Annotated in this window: 27 protein-coding genes and 2 tRNA genes; 17 read left to right on the forward strand and 12 right to left on the reverse strand. The window is 31.1% G+C overall.

Annotated features, from left to right (window positions below; all coding sequences use genetic code 11):
• Positions 1 to 53 precede the first annotated feature (53 nt).
• Both NAT47_RS01160 and NAT47_RS01165 read right to left on the reverse strand, forming a co-directional pair.
• Entirely contained in the window at positions 54 to 1,643 is a 1,590-nt protein-coding gene (locus NAT47_RS01160; RefSeq protein WP_250579577.1) for a L,D-transpeptidase family protein, read from the reverse strand.
• 48 nt (positions 1,644 to 1,691) lie between these two features.
• Positions 1,692 to 2,144, reverse strand: coding sequence for a GNAT family N-acetyltransferase (locus NAT47_RS01165; protein ID WP_250579578.1), 453 nt, complete (start codon positions 2,142 to 2,144; stop codon positions 1,692 to 1,694).
• A gap of 141 nt (positions 2,145 to 2,285) precedes the next feature.
• On the opposite strand from NAT47_RS01165, the gene NAT47_RS01170 reads away from it, so the two are divergent.
• Positions 2,286 to 2,361, forward strand: a tRNA-Gly gene (locus NAT47_RS01170).
• A gap of 31 nt (positions 2,362 to 2,392) precedes the next feature.
• A tRNA-Gly gene (locus tag NAT47_RS01175) sits at positions 2,393 to 2,465 on the forward strand.
• Between the two features lie 33 nt (positions 2,466 to 2,498).
• Here the strand turns inward: NAT47_RS01175 and pepE are convergent.
• Positions 2,499 to 3,206 (reverse strand): dipeptidase PepE, encoded by a 708-nt coding sequence (gene pepE / locus NAT47_RS01180; protein ID WP_250579579.1) that lies wholly within the window; start codon positions 3,204 to 3,206, stop codon positions 2,499 to 2,501.
• Between the two features lie 112 nt (positions 3,207 to 3,318).
• On the opposite strand from pepE, the gene NAT47_RS01185 reads away from it, so the two are divergent.
• From NAT47_RS01185 to NAT47_RS01210, 6 genes are all read left to right on the forward strand, one after another.
• On the forward strand, positions 3,319 to 4,095 hold the full coding sequence (locus NAT47_RS01185) for a hypothetical protein (RefSeq protein ID WP_250579580.1): 777 nt from the start codon (positions 3,319 to 3,321) through the stop codon (positions 4,093 to 4,095).
• Positions 4,085 to 4,921: a hypothetical protein gene (locus NAT47_RS01190; RefSeq protein ID WP_250579581.1), complete on the forward strand. Its 837-nt coding sequence runs from the start codon at positions 4,085 to 4,087 to the stop codon at positions 4,919 to 4,921. Before NAT47_RS01185 ends, NAT47_RS01190 begins: the two co-directional genes overlap by 11 nt.
• A gap of 16 nt (positions 4,922 to 4,937) precedes the next feature.
• Complete coding sequence (locus NAT47_RS01195) at positions 4,938 to 5,444, forward strand: DUF6702 family protein (RefSeq protein WP_250579582.1); 507 nt, start codon at positions 4,938 to 4,940, stop codon at positions 5,442 to 5,444.
• 14 nt (positions 5,445 to 5,458) lie between these two features.
• A complete protein-coding gene (locus NAT47_RS01200; RefSeq protein ID WP_250579583.1) occupies positions 5,459 to 7,735 on the forward strand; it encodes a M1 family metallopeptidase in 2,277 nt (758 codons plus the stop codon).
• A gap of 99 nt (positions 7,736 to 7,834) precedes the next feature.
• Entirely contained in the window at positions 7,835 to 8,182 is a 348-nt protein-coding gene (locus NAT47_RS01205; RefSeq protein ID WP_250579584.1) for a Sec-independent protein translocase subunit TatA/TatB, read from the forward strand.
• A complete protein-coding gene (locus NAT47_RS01210) occupies positions 8,182 to 8,757 on the forward strand; it encodes a phosphatase PAP2 family protein (protein WP_250579957.1) in 576 nt (191 codons plus the stop codon). Before NAT47_RS01205 ends, NAT47_RS01210 begins: the two co-directional genes overlap by 1 nt.
• Here the strand turns inward: NAT47_RS01210 and NAT47_RS01215 are convergent.
• Together NAT47_RS01215 and NAT47_RS01220 are read right to left on the reverse strand one after the other, a co-directional pair.
• The gene (locus NAT47_RS01215; RefSeq protein WP_250579585.1) at positions 8,741 to 9,382 is read right to left on the reverse strand and encodes an O-methyltransferase; all 642 of its coding nucleotides are present in this window, start codon (positions 9,380 to 9,382) and stop codon (positions 8,741 to 8,743) included. The two genes, NAT47_RS01210 and NAT47_RS01215, sit on opposite strands and share 17 nt — an antisense overlap.
• Before the next feature lie 9 nt (positions 9,383 to 9,391).
• Complete coding sequence (locus NAT47_RS01220; protein WP_250579586.1) at positions 9,392 to 10,444, reverse strand: glycosyltransferase family 9 protein; 1,053 nt, start codon at positions 10,442 to 10,444, stop codon at positions 9,392 to 9,394.
• Positions 10,445 to 10,528: 84 nt separating this feature from the next.
• Between NAT47_RS01220 and rlmN the strand changes: the two genes are divergently transcribed.
• Positions 10,529 to 11,569, forward strand: coding sequence for a 23S rRNA (adenine(2503)-C(2))-methyltransferase RlmN (gene rlmN, locus NAT47_RS01225; RefSeq protein ID WP_250579587.1), 1,041 nt, complete (start codon positions 10,529 to 10,531; stop codon positions 11,567 to 11,569).
• Positions 11,570 to 11,645: 76 nt separating this feature from the next.
• On the forward strand, positions 11,646 to 12,626 hold the full coding sequence (locus NAT47_RS01230) for a polyprenyl synthetase family protein (protein WP_250579588.1): 981 nt from the start codon (positions 11,646 to 11,648) through the stop codon (positions 12,624 to 12,626).
• Between the two features lie 11 nt (positions 12,627 to 12,637).
• Here NAT47_RS01230 and NAT47_RS01235 read toward each other — a convergent pair whose 3' ends face one another.
• Both NAT47_RS01235 and NAT47_RS01240 read right to left on the reverse strand, forming a co-directional pair.
• Positions 12,638 to 15,019 carry a PAS domain-containing protein gene (locus NAT47_RS01235; RefSeq protein ID WP_250579589.1) on the reverse strand — a complete coding sequence of 794 codons (2,382 nt, stop codon included), beginning with the start codon at positions 15,017 to 15,019 and terminating at the stop codon, positions 12,638 to 12,640.
• Positions 14,982 to 15,428, reverse strand: a complete 447-nt coding sequence (locus tag NAT47_RS01240) for a hypothetical protein (RefSeq protein ID WP_250579590.1) — start codon at positions 15,426 to 15,428, stop codon at positions 14,982 to 14,984. The genes NAT47_RS01235 and NAT47_RS01240 overlap by 38 nt, the downstream gene beginning before the upstream one ends.
• Positions 15,429 to 15,542: 114 nt before the next feature.
• On the opposite strand from NAT47_RS01240, the gene NAT47_RS01245 reads away from it, so the two are divergent.
• From NAT47_RS01245 to dnaG, 5 genes are all read left to right on the forward strand, one after another.
• Entirely contained in the window at positions 15,543 to 16,307 is a 765-nt protein-coding gene (locus NAT47_RS01245; protein WP_250579591.1) for a response regulator transcription factor, read from the forward strand.
• Positions 16,308 to 16,412: 105 nt separating this feature from the next.
• The gene (locus tag NAT47_RS01250; RefSeq protein ID WP_250579592.1) at positions 16,413 to 16,982 is read left to right on the forward strand and encodes an RNA polymerase sigma factor; all 570 of its coding nucleotides are present in this window, start codon (positions 16,413 to 16,415) and stop codon (positions 16,980 to 16,982) included.
• Positions 16,969 to 17,655, forward strand: coding sequence for a hypothetical protein (locus NAT47_RS01255; RefSeq protein ID WP_250579593.1), 687 nt, complete (start codon positions 16,969 to 16,971; stop codon positions 17,653 to 17,655). Before NAT47_RS01250 ends, NAT47_RS01255 begins: the two co-directional genes overlap by 14 nt.
• A gap of 34 nt (positions 17,656 to 17,689) precedes the next feature.
• Positions 17,690 to 18,742 carry a kinetochore Spc7 family protein gene (locus NAT47_RS01260; RefSeq protein WP_250579594.1) on the forward strand — a complete coding sequence of 351 codons (1,053 nt, stop codon included), beginning with the start codon at positions 17,690 to 17,692 and terminating at the stop codon, positions 18,740 to 18,742.
• A 138-nt stretch (positions 18,743 to 18,880) separates the two neighbouring features.
• Positions 18,881 to 20,854, forward strand: a complete 1,974-nt coding sequence (dnaG, locus tag NAT47_RS01265; protein ID WP_250579595.1) for a DNA primase — start codon at positions 18,881 to 18,883, stop codon at positions 20,852 to 20,854.
• On the opposite strand, the gene NAT47_RS01270 is transcribed toward dnaG, so the two are convergent.
• Both NAT47_RS01270 and nadE read right to left on the reverse strand, forming a co-directional pair.
• Positions 20,851 to 21,480 (reverse strand): response regulator transcription factor, encoded by a 630-nt coding sequence (locus tag NAT47_RS01270; RefSeq protein WP_250579596.1) that lies wholly within the window; start codon positions 21,478 to 21,480, stop codon positions 20,851 to 20,853. The two genes, dnaG and NAT47_RS01270, sit on opposite strands and share 4 nt — an antisense overlap.
• Before the next feature lie 78 nt (positions 21,481 to 21,558).
• The gene (gene nadE, locus NAT47_RS01275; protein WP_250579598.1) at positions 21,559 to 22,362 is read right to left on the reverse strand and encodes an NAD(+) synthase; all 804 of its coding nucleotides are present in this window, start codon (positions 22,360 to 22,362) and stop codon (positions 21,559 to 21,561) included.
• A gap of 80 nt (positions 22,363 to 22,442) precedes the next feature.
• On the opposite strand from nadE, the gene gldB reads away from it, so the two are divergent.
• Positions 22,443 to 23,405, forward strand: a complete 963-nt coding sequence (gene gldB / locus NAT47_RS01280) for a gliding motility lipoprotein GldB (protein WP_250579600.1) — start codon at positions 22,443 to 22,445, stop codon at positions 23,403 to 23,405.
• Between the two features lie 4 nt (positions 23,406 to 23,409).
• Positions 23,410 to 23,736 carry a gliding motility protein GldC gene (gene gldC / locus NAT47_RS01285; RefSeq protein WP_250579601.1) on the forward strand — a complete coding sequence of 109 codons (327 nt, stop codon included), beginning with the start codon at positions 23,410 to 23,412 and terminating at the stop codon, positions 23,734 to 23,736.
• Between the two features lie 34 nt (positions 23,737 to 23,770).
• Here gldC and NAT47_RS01290 read toward each other — a convergent pair whose 3' ends face one another.
• The 3 genes from NAT47_RS01290 to NAT47_RS01300 form a co-directional block, all read right to left on the reverse strand.
• Positions 23,771 to 24,193, reverse strand: coding sequence for a hypothetical protein (locus NAT47_RS01290; protein WP_250579603.1), 423 nt, complete (start codon positions 24,191 to 24,193; stop codon positions 23,771 to 23,773).
• 154 nt (positions 24,194 to 24,347) lie between these two features.
• Positions 24,348 to 24,965: a ribosome biogenesis GTP-binding protein YihA/YsxC gene (gene yihA / locus NAT47_RS01295; RefSeq protein ID WP_250579605.1), complete on the reverse strand. Its 618-nt coding sequence runs from the start codon at positions 24,963 to 24,965 to the stop codon at positions 24,348 to 24,350.
• Positions 24,966 to 25,001: 36 nt separating this feature from the next.
• Entirely contained in the window at positions 25,002 to 25,757 is a 756-nt protein-coding gene (locus tag NAT47_RS01300; protein ID WP_250579607.1) for an alpha/beta fold hydrolase, read from the reverse strand.
• Positions 25,758 to 25,813: the final 56 nt, after the last annotated feature.

Genomic DNA, 25,813 nt, shown 5'->3' on the forward strand with positions numbered 1-25,813 from the left:
GTTGTCATTTATGTAATCGCTTTTTTTATTGGTTTTGCTAACGCAAAGTTTTATTAATCGCGATTCCTTAATTTTAGAAATAATGCTTTATCGAGTTCGTAAATGTCATCTCTAAACTGGAGTTTGTCATTTTCAATCCAACTCGTCCAATAAAATAAATATACATTTACAGTGTCTTTAACGGACACTGTCTTTGTTTTTTCTTGTTTTAGAATTGAATCAATTTCGCCTCCGCTCCATTTTTCAGGATTGATTTCGGTTAGAATTTGTTTTGTTAAAGCCAAAGGATTTTCCACTCGAACACATCCCGAACTCAGAGATCGATTCGATTTTACAAAGTAATCACGATGATTTGTGTCATGTAAATAAACGGAGTGACGATTCACAAAATTGAACTTTACCAATCCCAGAGAATTATCAGCTCCAGGTTTTTGAACATATCGATAACTTTTTGCTTTGGATGGTTCCCAGTTATACGGACTTACTTCTTGTCCTTTGCTGTTGTAAATTGTAAGTCTTGTAGAAGAAAAATAATTTCTATTTTTTGTTGCGGCCGGAGTTAAGTCTTCTTTTATGATGGTTGGTGGAACAGTCCAAGTTGGATAAAAAACAAAATTTGATAATTTTGAGGTAAGAATTGGTGTTTTTCTTTTTTCTTTTCCTACAATAATCTTGTGCGAACTTACAGTGTCATTGTTTTTTACATAATACAACATATAATCAGGAATGTTAGCGATCAAATATTTCTCACCTAAATCAGATGGATACCAACGCCAACGCTCTAAATTTGCAAATATTTGTTCTATTCGTTCACTTTTGGTAGTGTTTAAAGCCTTTAGAGTTCCAATTCCGATAACGCCATCAGGAGCTAATCCATGACGTGCTTGAAAACGTTTTACCGCCTTAAGAGTCAAAGTATCGTAAGCCCAAGTAATAATACTATCTTTGTTTTTGTAATCTTTCCAATAGGCTAAACGTTTTTTGATTTTTACCATTTCGGGTAAAGTGTCGTTTACAACAATTTTATTTTTTGTGCTTATTTTTTCAAAAGTTACGTTTGGGAATTTATCAATTTCAACTAAACTTTTTTTAAGTAATTGGTAAACAATATGATTTGGTTTTAAATCTTTAAAGGTTGATGCGATGATTTTCTCTTTAATCCCTTTTTCTAATAATGGAGAAAGTGCTATTTCTTTTGGTTTTAAATCCCAATCGGTATATAATTCTTTCGGATTTAATTTTCCTTTGTGGAGATGGTTAGCTAATTTTTCAAAGGTTTCGGTAAGTAGAATATCATATTTTACAATGTCTTCATCATTTAATTTCGCTCTTTTACTTTCTAAATCTTCAATAATATTAATTTCATAATCGTTTGGATTTAATCCATCTTCGTAGCAAAATTTAATTTCATTGATTAAATCTCTTCGGTTTTCATCTAAATACCAAATTTCGTGAAAGTTCATTTTTTGATAGTACAATTTTATACTGTCGGATTTTTCGCTAAGTAAATCAGGATGAACAGGTCTTATGATAACATTTAAAATAGTATCTTTAATGATACTGTTGTCAAACGCAATAGGAGCAGGTTCCTTTTTGCAAGAAATAAAAGAAAAAATAAAGAGAAGTAGCGCAATTTTTTTCATAAAACCTCAATTGTGATATAAATATAAGAAGAATAATTGAATTACTTCTCAGTGTATTTTCTTATACATTACAAAATGAATGCCAACATTTGGAATTAAAAAAGAATCGCCAATGATTTTATAGTCTAATTTTTTATAAAAGGGAACTGCATTTTCTCTAGCGTTGAACCAAATTAAATCAGCATTCAAATTAATACAATGATTTTCAGCTTTTTTTACTAATTGGGCTCCAAATCCTTTTCCTTGAAACGCTTCTAAAACCGCCATTCCTCTAATTTGAAATTGATTTGATTCTGAAAATAAATTATTTTTTTCTTTAAAAATGGAGATGATTCCAACGAGTTTATCATCAAAGTAGCAACCAAAATGACTGGTATTTTCATCATCATCACCTTTAAATTGGCAAGTTTCGATTGGTTTTCCTTTTCTTAAAACTTCATGTCGCACTGTATAAGTTTCAATCGAACTAATTTTTTTTATTTTCATTATTATATAACTCATTAAAAGTTAATATTTTAGAGAAAAGCTTTAATTTTAGGGTAAAGTTAGGATAATAGCTTTGAAAAAAATATCGAAAAAAATTTGCAATTACTAAAACTTTTAAAGTATATTTGCACCCACAAAAGTTAATGCTTTTGTTATGCGGAAGTAGCTCAGTTGGTAGAGCTCCAGCCTTCCAAGCTGGTTGTCGCGAGTTCGAGCCTCGTCTTCCGCTCCAAAACAAGATAAAGTTTTAAAAATTATCACCTGCGGAAGTAGCTCAGTTGGTAGAGCTCCAGCCTTCCAAGCTGGTTGTCGCGAGTTCGAGCCTCGTCTTCCGCTCTTCCAAAAAGCCTTGCAATTGCAAGGCTTTTTTTATTTCAAATCGTTTAGTTCGGTTTCAGGAGCAACTTCAATTGGAGTTTCGTTTCTTTTGAATATTCTAGCGGTTAGATTCCCTTTTAATTTTACAGAATCGCCTTTAACTTCTAACCAACTTCCTTCTCTCAATCCCACAACAGGTTGCGGATTAAAATGATGAAATTCATTAATTCTTGTTTCACGCGTTTCTCCCATGTGGGTTGAACCTTCAGTTGGGTCTAAATAATGAGGATTAATATTAAACGAAACAAATCCTAAAGTTCTAAAACTTGGTGGATAAACAATAGGCATATCGTTAGTAGTACTCATGGTTAAACCACAAATATTACTTCCTGCACTAGTTCCTAAATAAGGTGTGCCGTTTTTAACTACTTTTTCTAGCGTATCAATAACATTGTTTTTATACAATTGACTTACCAATAAAAAGGTGTTTCCTCCGCCTGTGAAAATTCCATGTGCTTTTTCAAGGGCTTCTATTGGATTTTCAAATTCGTGAATTCCTTTCACAACAATGTTGATTTTAGCAAAAGCTTCACTAACTTTTTTCGTATAATCATCATGTGAAATACCACTTGGTCTTGCATACGGAATAAAAAGAAGTTCTTTTACATTTTCAAAAAACGATTGCAATTCGGGTAGTAAATAGTCTAAATATTCGCCTCCGTGTAAAGTAGAAGTACTTGCAATAATTATATTTTTCATGGATTATTTTTTTACAAAGCTACCAAATTTGTCTTAACAAAAGTTTATCATCTTGTTAGGATTTCATTTTAATAGAATACAACTAAATTTACGAAACATTAAAAAGAAATTCATGGCAAAACGATTACTTCTGTTTCTTGTTTTTTATCCTTTAATCGTTTTGTCGCAAAATGATTCCATTGTTAATGGGAAAGTAGTTTCAGAATCTTCTCTATTGGAAGGAATTCATGTAATAAATTTATCCAAACGAATTCCCACAACCACTGAATCAAGAGGTTATTTTAAAATAAAAGTTGGAATTTCAGATACACTTCAGTTTAGTGCGGTTAATTTAAAGGCAACCCGATATATAGTTAAAGAGACTGATTTTAAAAGTGATTTATTGTTAATCAAAATGGAATCACTCATCACGGAATTAGAAGAATTAGCCATTATTGATTATAAAAATATCAATGCTGTTTCTCTCGGAATAGTTCCAGCCAATCAAAAAAGCTATACTCCTGCAGAACGAAAATTAGCTGCGGCTGAAGATTTTAAGTGGTATAGCCCTTTGTTAATACCATTTGGAGGAATGAGTGTTGATGGATTAATTAATTCCATAACTGGAAGAAAGGCTATGTTAAAGAAAGAAGTGCTAGTAGAAAGAAAAGAAATGTTACAAGCTAAGACTTCTGATTATTTTGGAAGAAAATATTTTGTAGAAACTTTAAAAATCCCATATGAATACGTTGACGGCTTTCTATTTTATATAGTTGATAATGATAAGTATGTTGATGCCATGAAAAATAAAAATAAAATAATGGCAAATTTTGTTCTTTCGGAATTAGCGGTTGAATATTTACAATTAAAAGAATTAGAACTTTCAAAAAAGGTTTCGAATGAAAAATAATTACTTAGTAGTATTGTTTCTTTTCTTTATGTCGAATTTAGGAATGGCGCAGCATGTAGAACGAAAAGTTTTGAGAGGAAGAATCGTAGCAGATTCTATTAAAGTTGAAAATCTTACAGTATTTAATATTACCTCAAACATTGGTGCAATTACTAATGTTGATGGAAAATTCTCCATTAAGGCCAGACCAACAGACACTTTATATATTCAAGGAGTTTCATTTGATTCAAAAAAATATGTTTTGACTGATAGGGATTTCTGGTTAGAAGAATTAGAAATTAGACTTCAGGTTAAGGTTAATGAATTGAAAGAGTTGGAAATTATTTTATATTCCTTGACAGGTATAGTGGAAGAAGATGTGAAAAGAATTAAGGTTTATGGTGAACCTTTTTACGGAATAGATGCTAAAGTTGTAAAACATTATGAAGATGATGTTAGGACAAGAACTCCATTAAACAATGCTGTTTCAAGTCAATTAGCTCCTAATGGATCCAGTTTTAACTTTATAGCCATTGGAAGAGGAATAGGTAAACTTTTAGGGATAAAAAGTAATTCCAAGAAAAATTCAGAATTTGTTTTTGAACAAAGAAGGCAAAATGACATTCAATCAAAATCTTTTTCTGATCACATGTATGAGCGTTTTTCGCATCATTTTTTTGTGGAAACTTTAAAAATTAAGCATGAAGAAATACCACTTTTTTTTCAATTTGCCGAAATGCCAGTAAAAGATTTATCTCTATTTTTGAAACCAGAATATGAAATTCAACTCATCGAATATTTAACGGCTAAAGCAAAAATGTTCAAATCTGAAAAACGAAAAGAATAATTGCTATTTTTACCAAATGAAAAAGAATTTACTACGAGTTTTGTTACCTATTTTTTTGGTTGTTTTATTAACTTCGTTTGCTTGGCATAAGTTTTATGTTTCCGTAACACAGATTGATTTTGTTCCCAATAAAAAAAGAGTAGAAATTACGTCTCGTATTTTTATTGATGATCTTGAAAAAGCATTGGAAAAAAAATTTAAAAAGAAATTTTATTTAACATCTTCAAAAGAAATTGAAAATGCAGATATATTAATTCATGAGTATTTGAAAGAAAAAATTAAAATTTCCATCAATAAAAAGTCTCAGAATATTGATTTTTTAGCTAAAGAATTGGAAGGAGATGTGTTAATTTTTTATAGTAAAATTGCAATTTCAAAAAAAATAAATACCTTCGAAATCTTTAATTCATTATTAACAGAAATATACAGAGAACAACAGAACATTGTTCATACTAATATTAATGGTAACAAAAACAGCTATTTGTTTACTAATAGTGAAACCAACCAAAAAATAGACTATTAAAATAATTGAACCTTATGAAAAAGTCAATCGTATTTAGTGCTTTTTTAACTTTAGCAATCTCTTTTGGAGCTTTTGCTCAGGAAGTAAAACCAGAAGAAAAAAAGCGTGAGCCTGGACATTACAACGAGAATAAGTTTCGTCAGATGTATGAAGAAATGGCAACTCCGAATATGTTTAGAACTGCTTCTGGAGCTCCAGGGCCAGCGTATTATCAGCAAAAAGCAGATTATAAAATGAATCTGGAATTGGATGATAATAACAAGAAATTGTATGGTTCTGAAACTATCACCTACTATAATAACGCACCTGAGTCATTAGAATATTTATGGGTACAATTAGAACAAAATATTGAAAGATCGGATTCTAAGACGCCTTTGATTGAAAGTCAAAACATGGATAAGGCTGTAACAGTTAGCAACTTTACAAAAAAGTATATGAATAATCCTTTTGAAGGCGGATTCAATATTGAATATGTAAAAGACGCCAAAGGTAATCCAATGAAATATACCATCAACCAAACCATGATGCGTATCGATTTACCAAAGCCCTTGAAAAGTGGACATAAAATTTCGTTTTCTATTAAATGGTGGTATAATATTGTGAATTACATGGAAGGAGCTAATAACGGAAGAACAGGTTATGAGCAATTTCCTGATGGAAACCGTTTGTATGTAATGGCACAATTTTTCCCAAGAATGGCTGTTTATAATGATGTTGAAGGTTGGCAAAATATGCAATTTTGGGGAAGAGGTGAGTTTGCATTAGTGTTTGGGGATTATGAAGTAAATATCACTGTTCCAGCTGATCACGTGATGGAAGCAACAGGAGTGCTTTTAAACAGAAATGAAGTTTTTACTGCTGAACAAGTTAAGCGTTGGGAATTAGCAGAAAAGACTTTTGATAAACCAGTAGTGATTGTCACTCAAGAAGAGGCAATAGCGGCTGAAAAAGGTTTCTCAGATAAGAAGAAAACTTGGAAATTTAAAGCACAAAATGTTCGAGATTTTGCTTTTTCAACTTCAAGAAAGTTTATTATAGATGCTATGGCGGTTGATTTACCAACAAACAAACCTATGGCAATTTCAATATACCCTAAAGAAGGGAATCCACTTTGGGGCGAATATTCAACACGAGTAGTGGCTCATACTCTAAAAACATATTCTCATTACACATTCGATTACCCTTATCCAAAGGCTGTTTCTGTTTCGGCAGAAGATCAAGGTATGGAATATCCAATGATTTGTTGGAATTATGGACGTCCAGATGAAAAAGGATTTGTTAGTGATCGCATTAAATATGGAATGTTAGGAGTTACAATTCACGAAGTTGGACATAATTTCTTTCCTATGATTGTAAATTCAGATGAAAGACAATGGACTTGGATGGATGAAGGATTAAATACATTCTTAGAATATTTAACCGAAACTTCTTTCGATCCTAACTTCCCAGCCACAAGAGGTCCGGCTAAAAACATTGTTCCTTATATGAAAGGGAATCAAAAATTTTTAGAGCCTATCATGTCTAACTCTGAGAATATTTACAATTTTGGAGCCAATGCTTATGGTAAGCCGGCAACAGGATTAAATATTTTGAGAGAAACCATCATGGGAAGAGAATTATTTGATCATGCTTTCAAAACCTACGCAAATCGTTGGAAATTTAAACATCCAACTCCTGAAGATTTCTTTAGGACTATGGAAGATGCTTCTGCGGTTGATTTAGATTGGTTTTGGAGAGGTTGGTTCTACTCAACGGATTATACCGATATCGGAGTAAAATCAGTAAAACAATATTTTGTTTCAACAGAAGCTTCAAAAGAAACACAAGCGATGTTCAATAGAAGAGGAAGAAAAATTAGCGATGGAGAACCAATGCTATATTTAGTTACTGAAGACACTCCAGAATTTAAAATGGAACTAAAAAAAGGATTTGATCCAAAAAGTGTACAAGCGCTTTCAGAATACATCGATAATAATTACACAGCTGAAGAAAAAAGTGCGTTAAAATCTCCAAAATACTTCTACGAAGTAGAGTTTGAAAAGCCAGGAGGTTTAATTATGCCAATTATCGTTGAGTTGCAATTTGAGGATGGAACCAGTGAAATTCAAAAATTTCCAGCTCAAATTTGGAGAAAAAATAATGATTTAGTTAAAAGAGTTTTTGCTACTGAGAAAAAAGTTTTAAAAATTCAATTAGATCCAAAATTAGAAACTGCTGATATTGATGTAGAAAATAATTATTGGCCTAAAGCAGAAACGATTTCTAAATTTGATACTTTAGAGAAAAAATAAAAGTAAGACTATCTTCGGATAGTCTTTTTTTTGATTACTTTAAGATAATGTAGGATTAAAACTTTGTAACTTTGCGAAGTTAATTTTCAAAAATACACTATGTTTGGAATAGGTGGAGGTGAATTGTTTTTCATACTTTTAATAGTTTTGATGTTGTTTGGATCTGATAAGATTCCAGATATTGCTCGTGCTTTGGGCAAAGGTATGGCGCAATTGAAAAATGCTACAAACGAAATTAAAAGTGAAATTCAAAAAGGTTCACAAGATGCAGGCTTGGACATGAATTCCTTAACAGGAGGTGTTTCGGAAGAAATTGCAAAAGCTAAAGAAGGGATTTCTAAAATGGTCAATCCTGTAGAGAATATCAATTTAGAGGTTCAAAATCCTATTGAACAAGTAAAAGAAGATATAGAAAATATTAGCGGACCTATCAAACGACAAATGTAATTTTGGAACAATTAATTAATATCGATAAAGAATTATTCCTTTTTTTAAACGGATTAGGTTCTGAACCATTTGATGGTTTCTGGAAGATTATTACTAAACAAGTTTATTGGTCTCCTTTTTTCATCGCAGTTTTTTGTCTTCTTCAAAAGAAAGTAGGATGGAAGGGTTTAGGGATTATCATTCTTTTCTTGGCTACCTTAATTACTTTTACAGATCAAATAACCAATCTTTTCAAAGATTCATTTGATCGTTTACGTCCATGCAATAATCCAGAATTTGATGGAATTATGCGTAAAGTAATCACTAGAAATTCATTTAGTTTCTTCTCTGGACATGCTTCTAATTCTTTCGCTACAACCACTTTTATTGTATTAATCATGCGCAAGTATTACAAGCACACCTATTTGCTGTATTTGTTTCCTTTAATTTTTGCCTACAGTAGAATATACTTAGGATTACATTATCCAGGAGATATTTTAACAGGCTACATAGCGGGAGGGATTTTTGGTTTTGGATGTTATAAATTGTATTTATTCTTAGGCAATAAATACAACTTTATTATAAAACACGACTAACTGTCAAACCATCACGAATAGGCAATAAAACCGTTTCTACTCTTGGATCAGTATTCAATAGTTGATTGTATTCTAATAAAACAGGAGTGCTTTTGTCGTTTGCTTTTACTTCTTCCAACACCTTTCCGCTCCACAATACATTGTCAGACAAGATAATTCCACCTTTATTCATCATAGGAACAATTAGGTGAAAATAATTTACGTAATTTTCTTTATCCGCATCAATAAAAACCAAGTCGAATTTTTTATTCAAAGTTGGGATAATTTCAACTGCATCACCTAAGTGCTGGAAAATTTGATCCTTCCAAGGAGAAGCATCAAAGTATTTTCGCTGAAAATCCACTAGTTCTTCTTCTATATCAATAGTATCTAAAGTTCCGTTTTCAGCTAATCCTTCCGCTAAACATAAAGCGGCATAACCAGTATAAGTTCCAATTTCCAAAATATGTTTAGGACGAATAATTTTCGATAGCATGCTTAAAACTCTACCTTGAAAATGTCCACTAAGCATTCGAGGCTGTAAGATTTTTTGATGCGTTTCTTTGTTCAATTGCGCTAATAATTCAGGTTCGGCCTGAGAATGATTGGTGACGTAGTTTTCAAGGTCTTCAGATATAAAATGCATGGCTTAGGTTTATAGATTTGAATTTAAAATTGTTTTTACCATTTCAATAATTTCTAAATTAGAAACATGATTGGTATTAATACCTCTATTCATTTTGCCATAAGGTTCGTATGTAACAGGATTTGTAATAGAAAATAGGCCCAGTGTAGGAGTTCCTGATGCTGTGGCTAAATGCATCATACCACTATCGGCACCAATAAAAACAGAGGTGTTTGCTATTACTCCTGCAATATCTCTAATCTCCTTACTATAATAGGAAGGTATGCTAAAATTAAGTTGAGAAATATTTTCTACCGGTAAAATTTCAACAAAGTTAACTTCGGGTAGATTATTTTTTAAATCTTTATAAAAAACATCCCACCATTCTTTGCTATAACATTTGTCTCCGGTAGCATAGGTGAAAAGTGAAACTGTTTTTAGATTATTATTGTAAATTTTTTCTAGATGTAATTTGCCCTTTGCTATTTCATCTTCATTAAGTTTTAGGTTTAAGGAAGGTACTTCAGTTCGAACTGTTTTAAATCCCATTCGATCTAGTTCTGCTCTCAAGTTGTAAACGGGTTGTTTTGCAATGTGGTTAAAATCATCTTTTGAAGGAGAAGTATTTTCAAATTCTTCGCCATAAAATTTATAGGTTGCATTGGCAACTTTTACAGAAATTCTACCTGAAGAGGAACCTTTTACAACATTAATTGCCAAATCATATTTTTTTCTTTTTAAGTTGAACCAGGCTTTCAAATAGGAGCCAAGTTCTTTAAAGTGCTTTTTAGGTAGCGAAATGATTTGGTCAACTTGAGAATAGTTTTTAAAAATTTCATGAGAAACTCCTCCCTTAACAAACAAGTCAATTTTGCTTTCAGGGAATAGTGTTTCAAGTTCTTGAAGTAATGGTGTAACCAATAATTGGTTTCCGAGCCTGTGATTGGGCCTGCTCACTAAAATTCGTTTTATCTTAGTATTAGAGTCAAAAGGTTTGTTTATTTTGTTATTCTTACCAATACCTGAAGTTAGCATTTTTGTAGCTTTTCTTCGAAAAACATTTATTTTTTTTAAGAGACTCATGGGGTAAAATTTTAACAAATGTATTAAAATCAATTAAAAGTAAAACATTTTAAACAATTAAACATTTTAATCTAAATTTGCAACATGCAAACAAATAGGAAAGACATAAGAGCGCTAACAAAAGAACAATTGCGTAATTTTTTTGTATCAAACGGTGATAAAGCCTTCAGAGGAAATCAGGTTTATGAGTGGTTGTGGCAAAAGAAAGCGCACTCTTTTGAAGATATGACGAATTTATCAAAAGAGGTTCGCGCTATGTTAGAAGATAACTTTGTGATTAATCATATAAAAGTAGATTTGATGCAACGAAGTGAAGATGGAACCGTAAAAAATGCTGTTCGTTTGCATGATGATTTGGTGGTAGAATCGGTTTTAATCCCTACAGAAACCAGAACTACGGCATGTGTTTCATCTCAAGTAGGATGTAGTTTAGATTGCAATTTTTGTGCTACCGCTCGTTTAAAACGCATGAGAAACTTGGAACCAGGAGAAATCTATGACCAAGTCGCTGCCATTGATAATGAAAGCCGCTTATACTACGACCGACCTTTATCCAACATTGTTTTTATGGGTATGGGCGAACCTTTAATGAATTATCCTAATGTGATGAAAGCTATTGAGATGATTACTTCGAATGAAGGTTTAGGAATGTCACCTAAAAGAATTACAGTTTCCACCTCTGGAATTCCAAAAATGATTAAAAAAATGGCGGATGATGAGGTGAAATTCAAATTAGCAGTTTCTTTACATTCTGCAGTGGAAGAAATTCGCAACGAAATCATGCCTTTTACAAAGAATTTTCCCTTAACCGATTTACGTGAAAGTTTGGAATATTGGTACAGAAAAACAAAAAGTAAAGTTACTTACGAATATGTAGTTTGGAAAGGGATTAACGATGATAAAAAATCGATAGATGCTTTAGTTAAATTCTGTAAATATGTTCCTTGCAAAGTAAATCTTATCGAATACAACCCAATTGATGATGGCAAATTTCAACAAGCTTCAAATGATGCAATTGACGCGTATATTGCTGCTCTAGATAAAAATAATATTGTAGCCAAAGTAAGAAGAAGTCGCGGTAAAGATATTGATGCGGCTTGTGGTCAATTAGCAAATAAATCTTAGTTTGTTTATGTTTTTTAGGGTTAAACTTTCTTTAAACTTTTGGCCAACGAGTTTCTTTTTGTAATTTTGCTTAACTATGAAAATAACTGAGCAAATAAAGCTGCCCATCGCCCCAGAAATGGAACTTTTTGAAGAAAAGTTTCGCGATTCGATGTCTTCTAAAGTGGCTTTATTAAATAGAATAACTCATTATATTGTTAATAGAAAAGGGAAACAAATGCGCCCGATGTTTGTTTTCTTAACCGCTAAAATGGTTTCGGGTGGTACCATTAATGAAAGAACGTATCGAGGTGCTTCAGTAATTGAGTTAATTCATACTGCTACTTTAGTTCATGATGATGTGGTAGATGATAGCAATAAACGTCGTGGTTTTTTCTCATTAAACGCCCTTTGGAAAAATAAAATTGCAGTTTTAGTGGGTGATTATTTGCTTTCAAAAGGATTGTTACTTTCTATAGATAATAATGATTTTGATTTGCTTAAAATTATCTCTGTCGCTGTTCGCGAAATGAGCGAAGGAGAATTACTTCAAATTGAAAAAGCACGAAGATTAGATATTACAGAAGATGTTTATTACGAAATTATTCGACAAAAAACAGCTACCCTAATAGCGGCATGCTGTTCATTGGGAGCTTGTTCGGTTGCTCCAGATGATGCGGTTTTGGTTGAAAAAATGCGCAAATTTGGAGAACTTATTGGGATGGCGTTTCAAATTAAAGATGATTTATTTGATTATACGGATGAAGCCATTGGAAAACCTACAGGAATCGACATCAAAGAACAAAAAATGACATTACCATTGATTTATGCTTTGAATAATTGTTCCTCAAAAGAAAAGAGTTGGGTAATTAATTCTGTAAAAAATCATAACAAAGATAAAAAACGTGTAAAAGAAGTAATCCAATTTGTAAAAGACAAAAACGGATTGACTTATGCCGAAGAAAAAATGGTGCAATTTCAACAAGAGGCACTTTCTTTACTTCAAGATTTTCAAACATCTCCATACAAAGATTCTCTCACTTTAATGGTAAATTACGTTATTGAAAGGAAAAAATAATTGTTGTCTTTTTAATTTAGTGAACGTAAGTTTTGTTTGTATGGAAATTCTAGGGTTACAATTGTAATTTCATTTTCTTTGCTAATCATTGAAATTGTTCCGTTTAGTAATTCAGTAAATTGCTTTGCTATAATTAAGCCTAATCCAGAACCTTTGATAGTTGATGTATTACTTCCTCTAAAAAAGGATTGAAACATGTGTTTTATCTCATTTTCAGGTATTCCAATTCCAAAATCTATAACTTCAATTTTGAATCTTTTTTCTAAGTAGCTAATTCTAATAATTGGATTTGAGCTACCAATTGAATATTTAAAAGAATTTGAGATTAAATTATTTAAAATATGAGTGAGTAAACTTTCGTCAGATTCAATAAGTGGTTGATAATCTTCACTTTCAAAAATTATTTTTCGCCCATCAATTTCATTAAAAAAATAAGTGTCTATAAGATTTTCAACAAAAGTATTTAAGTGAAATTCTTTTAAATCAATTTTTAGATTGTTTGATTCAAAAGCACCATAAATCAGAATGTTATTCATAAGTTCTGTCATTCTATTAACTTCATTATGAATTCTATTTTTTATTAAATCAATTTCACTTCTTTTCTCATCTTCAATTTTTGCAATTCTAAAATTTAACAATTCAAGATTGGAATATATAACCGAAAGCGGAGTTCTAAATTGATGTGACACCATGGAAACAAAACCGGATTTCAATTCATTTAACTCTTTTTCTCGCTCTAGTGCTTTTTCAACATTCTCTTTATCTTTTACTCTTTTTGTAATATCGCGGCTTGAAGTTTGTAGTCCTATAATATTATTTTTTTCATCAAATAATGTTTTTGAATACGTTTCTAACCAAATATATTTTCCATTTTTCTTTTTGAATCGAAAAGTTACAATCTCATTTTTGTTATTTAAGATATTTTGATGTTGTTTCGAAATGATTTCAATATCTTCGGGATGATAATAATTATAAGGATTTTGATCAATTAGTTCTTCTGGTTTATAACCTGTAATTTTTTCAGAGTTTTGAGAAACATAGGTTATAGTTCCATCAATTAGATGTTGCATTATCAAATCAGAAGTGTTTTCAGCAATAAATTTATATTTCTGTTCTGAGATTTCAAGTTTATTTTTAAAATTGATGGTGTCATTAATGTCTGTGATACTTCCAATAATAATTTTCTTTTGACTACTAATATCAAAATCAATATTTAATTGAATTAATCCCCAAATATGTTCTTTGTTTTTCTTGATAAGTTGAACTTCTTTGCTTATTGGATGAAGTAGTAATTCTTTTACTTCATCAATGTTGAAATTTTCAAAGTAATTGAATATGCTTGTGCCTAGACAAGTTTCAATAGAATGTTCGGTGATTTTTTCCCATTGATCATTTAAGAAAAATAAATTCCCTTTTAAATCGGTTTTAAAAATGATTTCAGCAAGATTGTTAATCAAATGATCATATTCGTTTCTTTGATTAGCTAATTCTAACTCTTTTTCTTTAATGTCGTTGATGTCGATGTGCGTTCCAATGATTTTTTCAACATTGCCATCATTGTCCAATATTTTTAAAGCTGAATATTTTACCCAAACATAATTGCCACTCTTAGAACGAATTCTGGTAATCCCTTCGTATTGTTCAATTTTGTTATTGATGTAATCATTTACCTTTTGCTTAATTCTTAATTTGTCCTCAGGATGAAGCAATGACTCCCAAGTTGCCACTGAATGTTCTAGCTCATCATCCTCATAACCAAGCATACCAAACCAGTTGTAGGAAAATATTACTTGATTGGTTTTAATATTCCATTCCCATTTGGCTTGTTTTGAACTTTTCATGTAAAAATCAAGTTCAAATAAAGTATTTTCTAATTTTGAAGTAACGGTATCTTGACTTAGTCTTAAACCGATATTATGAGCTACAGTGTGAAGTGTACTAACTACATCTTCAGTCCAAATTCTTTCGTTTTCACAATCATCAAATCCTATCCAACCCCAAAAAAAACCATCCGAAAATATAGGAGTAAAAAGATATGCTTTAATATTTTGCATTTCCATTACTTCTTTGAAAAGGCGATTAGAACTATCTTTCACTAATCCATAAACAGGTAAATTTTGAGAGAGTGGAATGTAAAGTCCAGGTAAAGTGTCATAATTATGACCACTAAGCTCAGGATTTCCTATGAATGGTTCGGTATTTTTATTGCACCATTCATATTCGTAGTTTAAAATTAATTCACCTTCAACAATTTCATTTTGAAAAATATAACATCTATCAACATTAATATTTTGGCCTAAAGCAGTAATGCAATTTTGAAGTGCGTCGTGTATATTTTTTTCTTTCAGTAGAAAATTATTGGCTTCTGAAATCCCTTTTAGTAATAATTTCATTTGGTTCTAAATCTGTAGTAAACTTATGAAAATTGAAACCTTTTTCCAAATTTAAAAATAAGTCAACATCTTCTGAATGAATTTTTATGCTATGAATTTCATTGCGACGCTTAAATTCTACATGATAGTTGTATTGCTCTAAGAATAAAAAGCTAAACGCGTAAAGCAAGAAATGAAAAAAAACTACATTCCATTCAAATTTTATCAAGTAAATACTCAGTATAATTAGATTTTGCCAAATCATAATATTTATGTATGATTTTTTTACTTGTCTAGAAATTTTTAAACTACAAAATTCTAAAACATCATATTCGTTTATGAAAGTATTAAATCTTAAATAAGAACTATCAAAGTTGTTGTTTTTTGATAATTTTTCGTAAATTTGATAAGTCTTGTATGTAAAGTCCATTTTTTACTGTTTGTTCTACAAAACTAATTGTTAAATTTAATCTAGTAGCGTATTTAGCTATTGTTTAAATATTTATGCAAATAATTTAAAAAAATATAATTTAGTTTTGCTTTTATGGAAATTAAAAAAACTCAAATACTGTTAGTTGAAGATGATAAATCTTTAGGACAAACAATTTCAGAATTATTACAGATTAATGATTATGAAGTTATATGGTGTGAAAATGGACTTGAAGCCTTCCGATATCTAGAAGAACATCTTCCTGATATCATCGTCTGTGATTTAATGATGCCTGTGATGTCTGGAGAGGAACTTTTCTTAAAAGTAAGGAACTTTAAAAGATTTAATCAAGTTCCTTTTATTATCATTACAGCGGATATGACATTTGATAGTAAAATAAAGCAACTTCAAAATGGGGTTAATGATTTTATAAATAAGCCTTTTAAAATTCAAGAATTAATTTTGAAAATTAAAAACTTTTTAAAATACAAAGATGATTTAATCAAAACCAATCAAGATCCTTTGTCTAAGGTTACTATAAAAATTAGAAAGAATGATTTTTTTGATAAGTTGAATGCTATTTTATTAAAAAATATTCAATCCGATATTTCGATCGACAGAATTGCAATTGAAATGTTTGTTAGTAAGTCTACTCTCGATAAAAAAATTAGACTTCATAAGAAAATGAATATATCATCTTACATACGTGAGTTTAAGATTAACTATGCAATTAAAATGATTGAAGCAGGTGAAAGTAGAGTAGATTTCTTAGCTTCAGAATGTGGATTTAACTCTCTTTCATATTTTTCAACTTGTTTTAAAAATTACACCGGAATTCCTCCAAAAGATTACATAAAAAGACTAAGAGTTACACTTTAATGTAATCAACATACAACCTTTTTATTTTCATTTCCGTCTGTAATAATATTAGAGGGCATTTAAACAATTATATTTGTTTTACCTTTGATAATAGTAGATTGTGAAATGAAAGTTATCCAGTTACATCAAGAAGAAAAAAAGCTTATATTATTGGCTGTTGAAAATAATCGACAAGCTCAACAGCATATTTATGCCAAATTTTCTCCTAAAATGTTAAGTGTATGTCGTCAATATATCAAAGATATTCACCATGCAGAAGATGTAATGATTACAGGATTTATGAAAGTCTTTACGAATTTAAAAAACTTTGAACATAAAGGGAGTTTTGAAGGTTGGATTCGGCGTATTATGATTTATGAATGTATTGATTTTTTAAGAGTAAAGAAGAATAATTTCAATCACCAAGATATTAATGATGTTACGATAAACGAAAACGAATCGGTTTATGAAATGGAAGATTTTTCGATTGATGACATTCAAAACATGATTGATAATTTGCCCTATGGTTATAAAATGGTATTTAATTTATATGCAATTGAAGGCTATAAACACCAGGAAATAGCCGAAATGCTCAAAATAAGTGAAGGAACATCAAAATCGCAATTGTCACACGCCCGAAAGTTATTGCAACAACAAATCACCGACTTAAAGAACAAATTAAATGGAACCAAATAGAATAGATAATCAAATAAGAGAAAAGCTGAATGCTAGAGAAATTCAGCCTTCTGCTCAAGCTTGGGATCGCTTAGATGCTATGCTTGCAGTTTCAGAAGAGAAAAAGTCAAAGAAAGGTTACGGATGGTTTTTTGTAGCCGCTTCTACGATACTTTTTTTCGGATTGGGATTTTTCCTTTTCAATTCAAACGAAACGACAGAAATTAATAATTCAACACCAATTGTAACCACTATTAACAAAGAAATTGATACAGTTGAAACCAATAAAATAAATAGAATTTCAATTGAAAATGTGAAACCTATTTTAGTTCAGAATGAAGAAAATATTTCAAAAAAAGAAAAACGAAATATAAAATCAGTTGAAATAAATAAAAAGATGAAAGAGGAAAACGTTTTGGAAGAAAAAATAACTCCCCACTCCCATCACCCATCACCCATCACCTACAAATACGTTTCTCCAGAAAATTTATTAGCGGAAGTTCAAACAGGTGAAAAGGTAATTATATCGGAGAATAAAATTATTTCAAAACCTAAAATGAAAGTAGATGCAAATTCCTTACTAACATCGGTTGAGAAAGAATTAGATGAAACACACAAAGAAACCACTTTAGAAAAATTAAGTAGAAAATTTCAAGATGCTAAATCAGCATTAGCCAATAGAAATTACGAATAAACAAAAATCATCATTAATTAAAAATCAAACAGTCATGCAAAAAATTATTTTGTACACAATTGTTATTGTGTTTAGTTTAGTAACAAAAGCCGTTGCGCAAGAAAAAACTTTTGAGCAACAAGCTAAAGAAATTGCTTCAAATATCGAAACAATTACTACTGAAGAAAAAAATGCATTAAAAAAAGAAATCGAAGCAATCGATTTGCAAGTAAAAGAAGGGAAAATATCTGCTGAAAAAGGACAAGAGTTAAAACTAAAAATTGCTGAAGAACGGGCAAAAAATATCGAAACTAAAGTAGCTATTGAAGAAGCTAAATTGGCGCAATTGGTTCAAGATAAAGTAGATGGAAAAGTTTTAGATTCAGAAACAATAATTAATGGTAAGCATTCAATATCATTTCCTGGAGGGTATAGAAATGGTAAAAAAAATGTTAATAATAAAGAAAGGAGAACTACATCACAATTTGTATTGGCAATGGGATTTAATAATTTAGTAACTGATGGTTCTATTGCTAATTCTGATTTTGGTTACTTACGTTCAGTTTTTTGGGAATGGGGAATTACCTTAAACACAAGATTGTTGCAAAACTCTAACTTATTGAATTTAAAATATGGTTTAGGTTTTCAATATAATATGTTGCATGCAACTGAAAATAGGGTTTTTGAAGATATAGGAAGTGAAACTGTTTTAGTGACTTATCCTTTAGATTTAAAAGATAATCATACATATTTTAAAAATGTTTATTTCGTTGTGCCTGTTCATTTAGAGTTTGATTTTTCTAAAACAGAAGTAAAAGACGGGAAAAAAATATTCAAATCGCATCAAGGTTTTAGATTTGGTTTCGGTGGATTTACTGGAGTTAACACAAATTCTAAGCAATTTATTAGATATGAAACTGAAGGAAGAAAAGTGAGAGAAAGAACAAAAGCTGATTTTAATGTAAACGATTTTACCTATGGTTTAAGCACTTACATAGGTTATAGAGCAACCAGTCTATATGTTAAATATGACTTAAATCCGATGTTTAAAAACAATAATATTGATCAAAACAACGTTTCATTAGGTATACGCTTTGATTTAAATTAAAATTTGGGGTTAAGTTAAGTTCTCTGTTAAAAAAGGCACTTCGATTTTATCGAGGTGCTTTTTTGTTTTTCTAAGTTTTTTTGTTGTTTACCTTTACAACTTTGTATCTTTGAAACGTTCCAAAATAAATCTGCAAATTTGATATCAAAAGACACCATAGAAAAAGTATTTGAAACCGCCCGAGTTGAGGAGGTGATTGGTGATTTTGTACAACTCAAACGCGCCGGAAGTAATTTGAAAGGATTGTCGCCGTTTGTAAACGAGAAATCGCCTTCGTTTATGGTTTCTCCAGTGAAGCAAATTTGGAAAGATTTTTCATCTGGAAAAGGCGGAAATGCCGTGACTTTCTTAATGGAGCACGAACATTTTACCTATCCAGAAGCGATTAAATATTTAGCGGTAAAATACAATATTGAGATTGAAGAAACGGTTCAGACCGATGAAGATGTAGCGCAAGCCAATGAAAAGGAAAGTATGTATTTGGTTTCGGAATTCGCTCAGAAATATTTTCATCACACTTTATTAGAAACCGATGAAGGAAAAGCCATCGGATTATCGTATTTTAAAGAACGTGGTTTTACTTCTGATACAATTAAAAAATTCGGATTAGGATATTCGCCAGAAACTTGGGATGCTTTTACCAAAGAAGCGCTTGGGAAAGGTTATAAATTAGAATATTTAGAAAAAACCGGACTTTCGATTTTTAAGGAAGACAAACAGTTTGATCGTTTCAAAGGTCGTGTGATGTTTCCGATACAAAGTATGAGTGGGCGTGTTTTGGGTTTTGGTGGTCGTATTCTGACGAGCGATAAAAAAGCTGCAAAATACCTAAATTCGCCCGAAAGTGATATTTACCACAAGAGTAAAGTTTTGTACGGAATTTTCCATGCAAAGCAAGCTATCGCCAAACTAAATAATTGTTATTTAGTGGAAGGATATACCGATGTTATCCAAATGCATCAAGCCGGAATTGAAAACGTAGTCGCTTCTTCAGGAACGGCTTTAACGTCAGATCAAATCCGATTAATTAATCGCTTAACACCAAATATTACGGTTCTTTTTGATGGCGATGCTGCCGGACTTCGAGCGTCAATTCGTGGAATTGATTTGATTTTGGAAGCTGGAATGAACGTTAAAGTGTGTACGTTTCCTGATGGTGATGATCCGGATAGTTTTGCAAGAAAAACTTCGTATGAAGATTTGTTGCAATATTTCGAAGATAACGCCAAAGATTTCATTCAGTTCAAAGCTTCTTTGTTAATGCAAGAGGCCAAGAATGATCCAATTAAAAAAGCCGATTTAATTCGCGATATGGTTATTAGTATTTCTAAAATTCCAGACCGAATTAAACGTGAAGTTTACATAAAGGAATGTTCCCGAATCATGGATATTTCCGAAGATGTACTTTTCAATACGCTAGCGCAATTAGTTAAGAAAGATTTATCGGAAGCTAATAAGCAATTTAAAGAGGAACAAAAGGCGTTTGAAGTTGTAAGAAACGATATTGCCCAACCCACGCAAGTTGATATTCAATACGAATTGGAACACAAAATTATTCAGATTTTATTGTTGTATGGAGATAAAGAAGCAGAATTTGAAGACACCATTTTGGCTCAAAATGAAGAAGGTGAAACAATTGAGGTAAAAGAGCAAAATAAGTATAAAGTTTTTCAACGTATTTATCTGAGTTTGCAAGAGGATGAAGTAGAATTAGCGAATCCAATTTTCAAAGCGATTTACAATCACTTAATTGCGTATTTCAATGAAAATGAAGTGTTTGAGTTGGATAAATACTTGATGCAATTGCCTGATGAATTAGCACAAGAAGTAACCACAATTCTTATGAACGAAGAACGTGAAGTTTTACATAATTGGGAAGTCCAACAAATTTATGTGAAGCAAAAAGAAGCCACCATAAGTCAATATGTAACAGAGACCATTATTACTTTACGATGGTATTTAGTAAATAAGATTATTGATGACTTGAAAAACAATATTTCAAACGGGGAACAATCTGATAATTCCGAGACATTAGAAATGGTTATGGCTTACTTGGGGCTTACGCATATTTTTTCAAAAAGCTTAGGAAGAGTTTTATCAAGATACAACTAGATAATATCTAAATCTTTAGCTTTTTTCAGTAAATCAACTAAGTTAGTCACATTTAATTTCGCTAACAAACGTAATTTGTATGTACTGATTGTTTTTTCATCTAGTCCAAGAATTTGAGCGATTTCCTTATTTTTTTTACCATCGTTTAGATAGCGCAGCACTTCAATCTCTCTAGTAGATAATTTTTTAAACAATCTTTCTGATTTTTTCCCTTTACTAAGAAGTTCAATACTTCTCTTTACAGATTCGCTGAAGACTACTTTACCTTCAATAACTTTCTCAATAGTGCTTTCTAATTCTTTTAGCGAACTTCTTTTTGAAACATAAGCTGAAACTCCTGCTTTTATTGCTGTGGCAGCATACATTTGTTCGGAAACGTTAGTAAAAAGTATAATTTTACTCTTAGGAAAATCTTTTAGTAAACTTTTAATGTCTCTTATACTTGATAATCCGTCAAGAGCAACATCCAAAAGAACTATGTCAAAGTGTTTACTGTTTAAGGTAGTTAGTAAAGATTCTAAGTGATTAGCGGTTGCGGTAATTTCTATTTTGCTATTTCCATGAAAATAAGACTGCAATCCCTGAACCACTACGGGTAAACTATCTGCTATACATATTTTAATCATAACTAAAATATTAATGGTTTTTAATATACCAAAGTTACTAAAAAAAATGTAAACACTTATTAATTAATAGAATGATTATTAAAAGTTTTCGGGCAATTTACAAAAAGGTATAGGGCTCATTTTATGCTGATTGATTGTATTTAATCTTTTGTAAATTTGAATTACTTCTGCTTCTCTACCATAAAAATCTTCTGTAGTTTTTCCTTTTTCAGCCTGTTCCATAGCCCATTCTAATTCGTCATAATTAGCTCCAATTTGATCTTCATCACTTCTGTCATCACCAAATAATCCATCGGTAGGTTTGGCGTTTAGAATGCTTTCTGGAACTTGTAAATACGAAGCTAGCAAACGAACTTCACTCTTAACTAAATCCGCAATTGGACTTATATCTACACCTCCATCGCCATATTTTGTAAAAAATCCAATACCAAAATCTTCCACTTTATTTCCTGTTCCAGCAACTAAAAATCCGTGTAAACCTGCAAAATAATATAAAGTAGTCATTCGCAAACGAGCACGAGTGTTGGCAAGTGATAAATTCAAAACAGCTTCGTTTTCACTAGAAGGAACTTGATTTTTAAAACTTTCAAATACGGGAGTTAAATCCGCTCTTGAGTTAAAAACATTTGGAAAACGCTTTTTCAATTGATCAATATGTTCATTCGCTCTATTCACGTGGCTTTCCGCTTGGTGTATCGGCATTTCAACACACAAAGTAGGCAAACCGGTCTGTGCACATAAAGTAGAAGTTAAAGCACTATCAATTCCGCCTGATATGCCCACAACAAACCCCTTAACTTTTGCGTTAATAGCATAATCATATAGCCATTTTACTATAAATTGATTGATTTTTTCTGCTTGAAAGTGGTTGGAATTTGTCATTTTTTTATGAAAATTTATGTGTCGATAACTGTATATTTGCAAATTAATTTTGGTTTATAAAAGTATTAAAAATGCACAATATGAAGAAATTATTATTTGCTCTTTTTGCTATTTCTTTATTCTCTTGTAAAGAAGAAAGTAAGGTGGAAGAAGCGGTTGCAAAAATTCCGGTTGAATTCAAAGTGGAGCGATTTGACCAAGTATTTTATCAATCAAAGCCAGAGGATTTACAAAAGATTAAAGCGCAATATCCTTTCTTTTTTCCGGTAGGAAATCCGGATTCGGTTTGGGTTAACAAAATTAAGAATCCTTTATTGCAAGAGTTGTACAAGGAAGTTCAAATGAAATATCCCACTCTTGGTCCAATCGAAACGGATATGGAAAAGATGTTTGCTTATGTGCAATATTATTTTCCGAAATTTAAAACACCAAGAGTTATTACTTTAATTAATGAAGTGGATACGGAAGCCAAATCCTTTTATGTGGATACTTTAGCTTTAGTTTCATTAGATTGTTATTTAGGTAAAGAACATCGTTTTTATGTTGATTTTCCTGAATATAAAAAGCAAAGTTTGGAACCAAATCAAATTTTACCCGATTTAGTCTCGACCTTTTGTTATGGTAAAATTGCACCTCCAACCGATAGAACGTTACTTTCTGCTATGATTTACTACGGAAAAGAATTGTATGTAAAAGACAAATTGATTCCGTTTTATTCGGATGCAGATAAAATTGGTTACACCGATATGCAAATTAAATTTTGCCAAGAAAACGAATATTTCATGTGGAGCCATTTTATAGAAAATAAATTATTATTCGATACCAATTCTAAAAATGAATTACGATTTATAAAACCCGCACCTTTTTCAAAATTTTATTTAGAAATTGATAATCAAACGCCAGGAAGAGTGGGTCAATGGTTAGGTTGGCAAATCGTAAGAAGCTACATGGAAAACAATGAAAAAGTAACCTTAGAACAATTGTTAGCAATGGATGCTAAAACCATCTTTGATAATTCAAAATATAAACCCAAGAAACCCTAGTTAAATGAAAACGTCAGATATAAAAATTACCGTAGCATTAGACGAAAATAATATTCCAGAGAAATTATTGTGGACTGCTCAAGATGGTGGTGTGGAACAGGAAGAGGCTAAAGCAATGTTGTTATCCGTTTGGGATAGCAAAGCTAAAGAAACGCTTCGTATTGATTTATGGACAAAAGATATGCCAGTAGATGAAATGAAACAATTCTTCCATCAAACTTTAGTAGCCATGGCAGATACTTTTCAACGCGCCACTGCCGATGAGAAAATGTCAGATACCATGAGAGATTTCTGTGAGTACTTCGCCGAAAAAATGGATTTAAAAGCATAAAAAAAGTCGCTAGAAATAGCGACTTTTTTGTTTTTTATAGTATGGATTTTTCATCTAAATCCTTAAAAATCTTTTTCAAAGAGCCAAACAATAAACTCTGAGATGATTTTGAAAAGGTAACATCACTGTTGCTCTTTTCAGGATTTCCAGTAACCCCAAAGGCGTTTTTATGGTAAATAACTTGTTTAGTATTTAAATCGTAAATAATGAGTTGTATTGAAGCTTCATTAGTAAGGTTACTATTGAATCTTGCTGGTGTTGCATCGATGGCACCTAATTCATTTTTAGAATTCCCTGATTTTATTTGAATGAAGAAATCATAATTAGTGCCTATTTTAATTTGCTTTAATTCTTCACTGCTTAATGGAAAATTATTTTTTTGAGAAATTAATACTTTTTCATTAAAAACAGTATTAAACCTTTGGTCTAACTTTTTTTCAAAAAAATCGGTTGTCATTTTTGTAAGTTTGTCCTCATTTTCTTTAGAGGTTTGAATTCTGTCCAATAGCCACTTTCCTTCAGAAAAATCAACACCGGTGGTTATAGAATCGTCCTTAAAGTAATATTTTGGTAGATTACATGAGGAAAATAAAAATACTAAAAACAAAAATTTAAAAGCCTTCATTCTTAAAAATATCTTCGTTGATTTGATCAATATACTCTAATATAGCATCTCTACCTGTAGCTTCTAGTGATGAGGTTATAAAATATTGAGGCATTTCGGTCCAGTTGTTGGCTAACATTTGTTTTTTATAAGCCGCAACGTGAGAAGCTACTTTTGTTTTTCCAATTTTATCTGCTTTCGTAAAAATTATCGCAAACGGAATTTCGCTTTCGCCTAAGTATTCCATAAATTCCAAATCGATCTTTTGGGCTTCTAAACGAATATCGATTAATACAAAAGCGCAAATTAATTGCTCGCGTCTTTCAAAATAATCTGTTATAAATTGTTGGAAAACAGCTTTTGTCTTTTTTGAAACTCTAGCATAACCATAACCCGGTAAATCTACTAAAAACCAATTATTATTGATTTTGAAGTGATTGATTAATTGGGTTTTTCCTGGTTTTGATGAGGTTTTTGCCAAATTTTTATGGTTCGTCAACATGTTAATCAATGATGATTTTCCTACATTGGAACGACCAATAAAAGCGTACTCAGGTAAACGTTCTTTCGGACATTTATCTACTTCTGAATTACTGACAATAAATTCGGCGGTATTAATTTTCATAGTATTTAAAATAAAATTCCCCAAAAAGGGGAACCATTATATATTATTTTTTTGTAACCAATTAAAAAGAATTTCATTGAATTGTTCAGGATGCTCCATCATGGCAGCATGTCCGCATTTTTCTATCCAAAACAATTCTGAATTCGGTAATAATCTGTCAAATTCTTCCGCTACATTTGGAGGGGTTACTTTGTCATTTCTTCCCCAGATTATGCAGGTTGGAGTGGTCATTTTTGGTAAATCTTTTGCCATATTATGACGAATTGCACTCTTAGCAATTGTCAACGTTTTAATCAATTTGATTCTGTCGTTTACTGTAGCAAAAACTTCATCAACAATTTCCTTAGTTGCAATCGCTGGATCGTAAAATACATCTTCTGCTTTCTTTTTGATGTATTCGTAATCACCGCGTTTTGGGTAACTTTCACCCATTCCACTTTCATATAAGCCTGAACTTCCTGTAATTACTAAAGCTTTTACTAATTCAGGGTACATTTTGGTGAAATATAATCCAATGTGTCCTCCTAATGAGTTTCCAAGTAAGATAACTTTGTCATATCCTTTAAAAACCACAAAGTCTTTAACAAATTTGGAAAAAGCCTTAACGTTAGTTTTTAAAATGTTTTGAGTGTAAATAGGTAATTCAGGAATCACCACTTTATAACCTTTTGGTGGAAAATAATTTGCCACACCATCAAAGTTACTCAATCCTCCCATTAATCCGTGTAAAATGATAATTGGTGTTCCTTCGCCAGCTTCAAAATAAGTATATTTCTTTTCTTTTTTTAACATAAATGCCACTTGATGTGTTAATTCTCATGTTCGACAAATATACTATTTTCTTAAAG

The sequence above is a fragment of the Flavobacterium fragile genome, from assembly GCF_023634865.1.
Taxonomy (GTDB): Bacteria; Bacteroidota; Bacteroidia; order Flavobacteriales; family Flavobacteriaceae; genus Flavobacterium; species Flavobacterium fragile.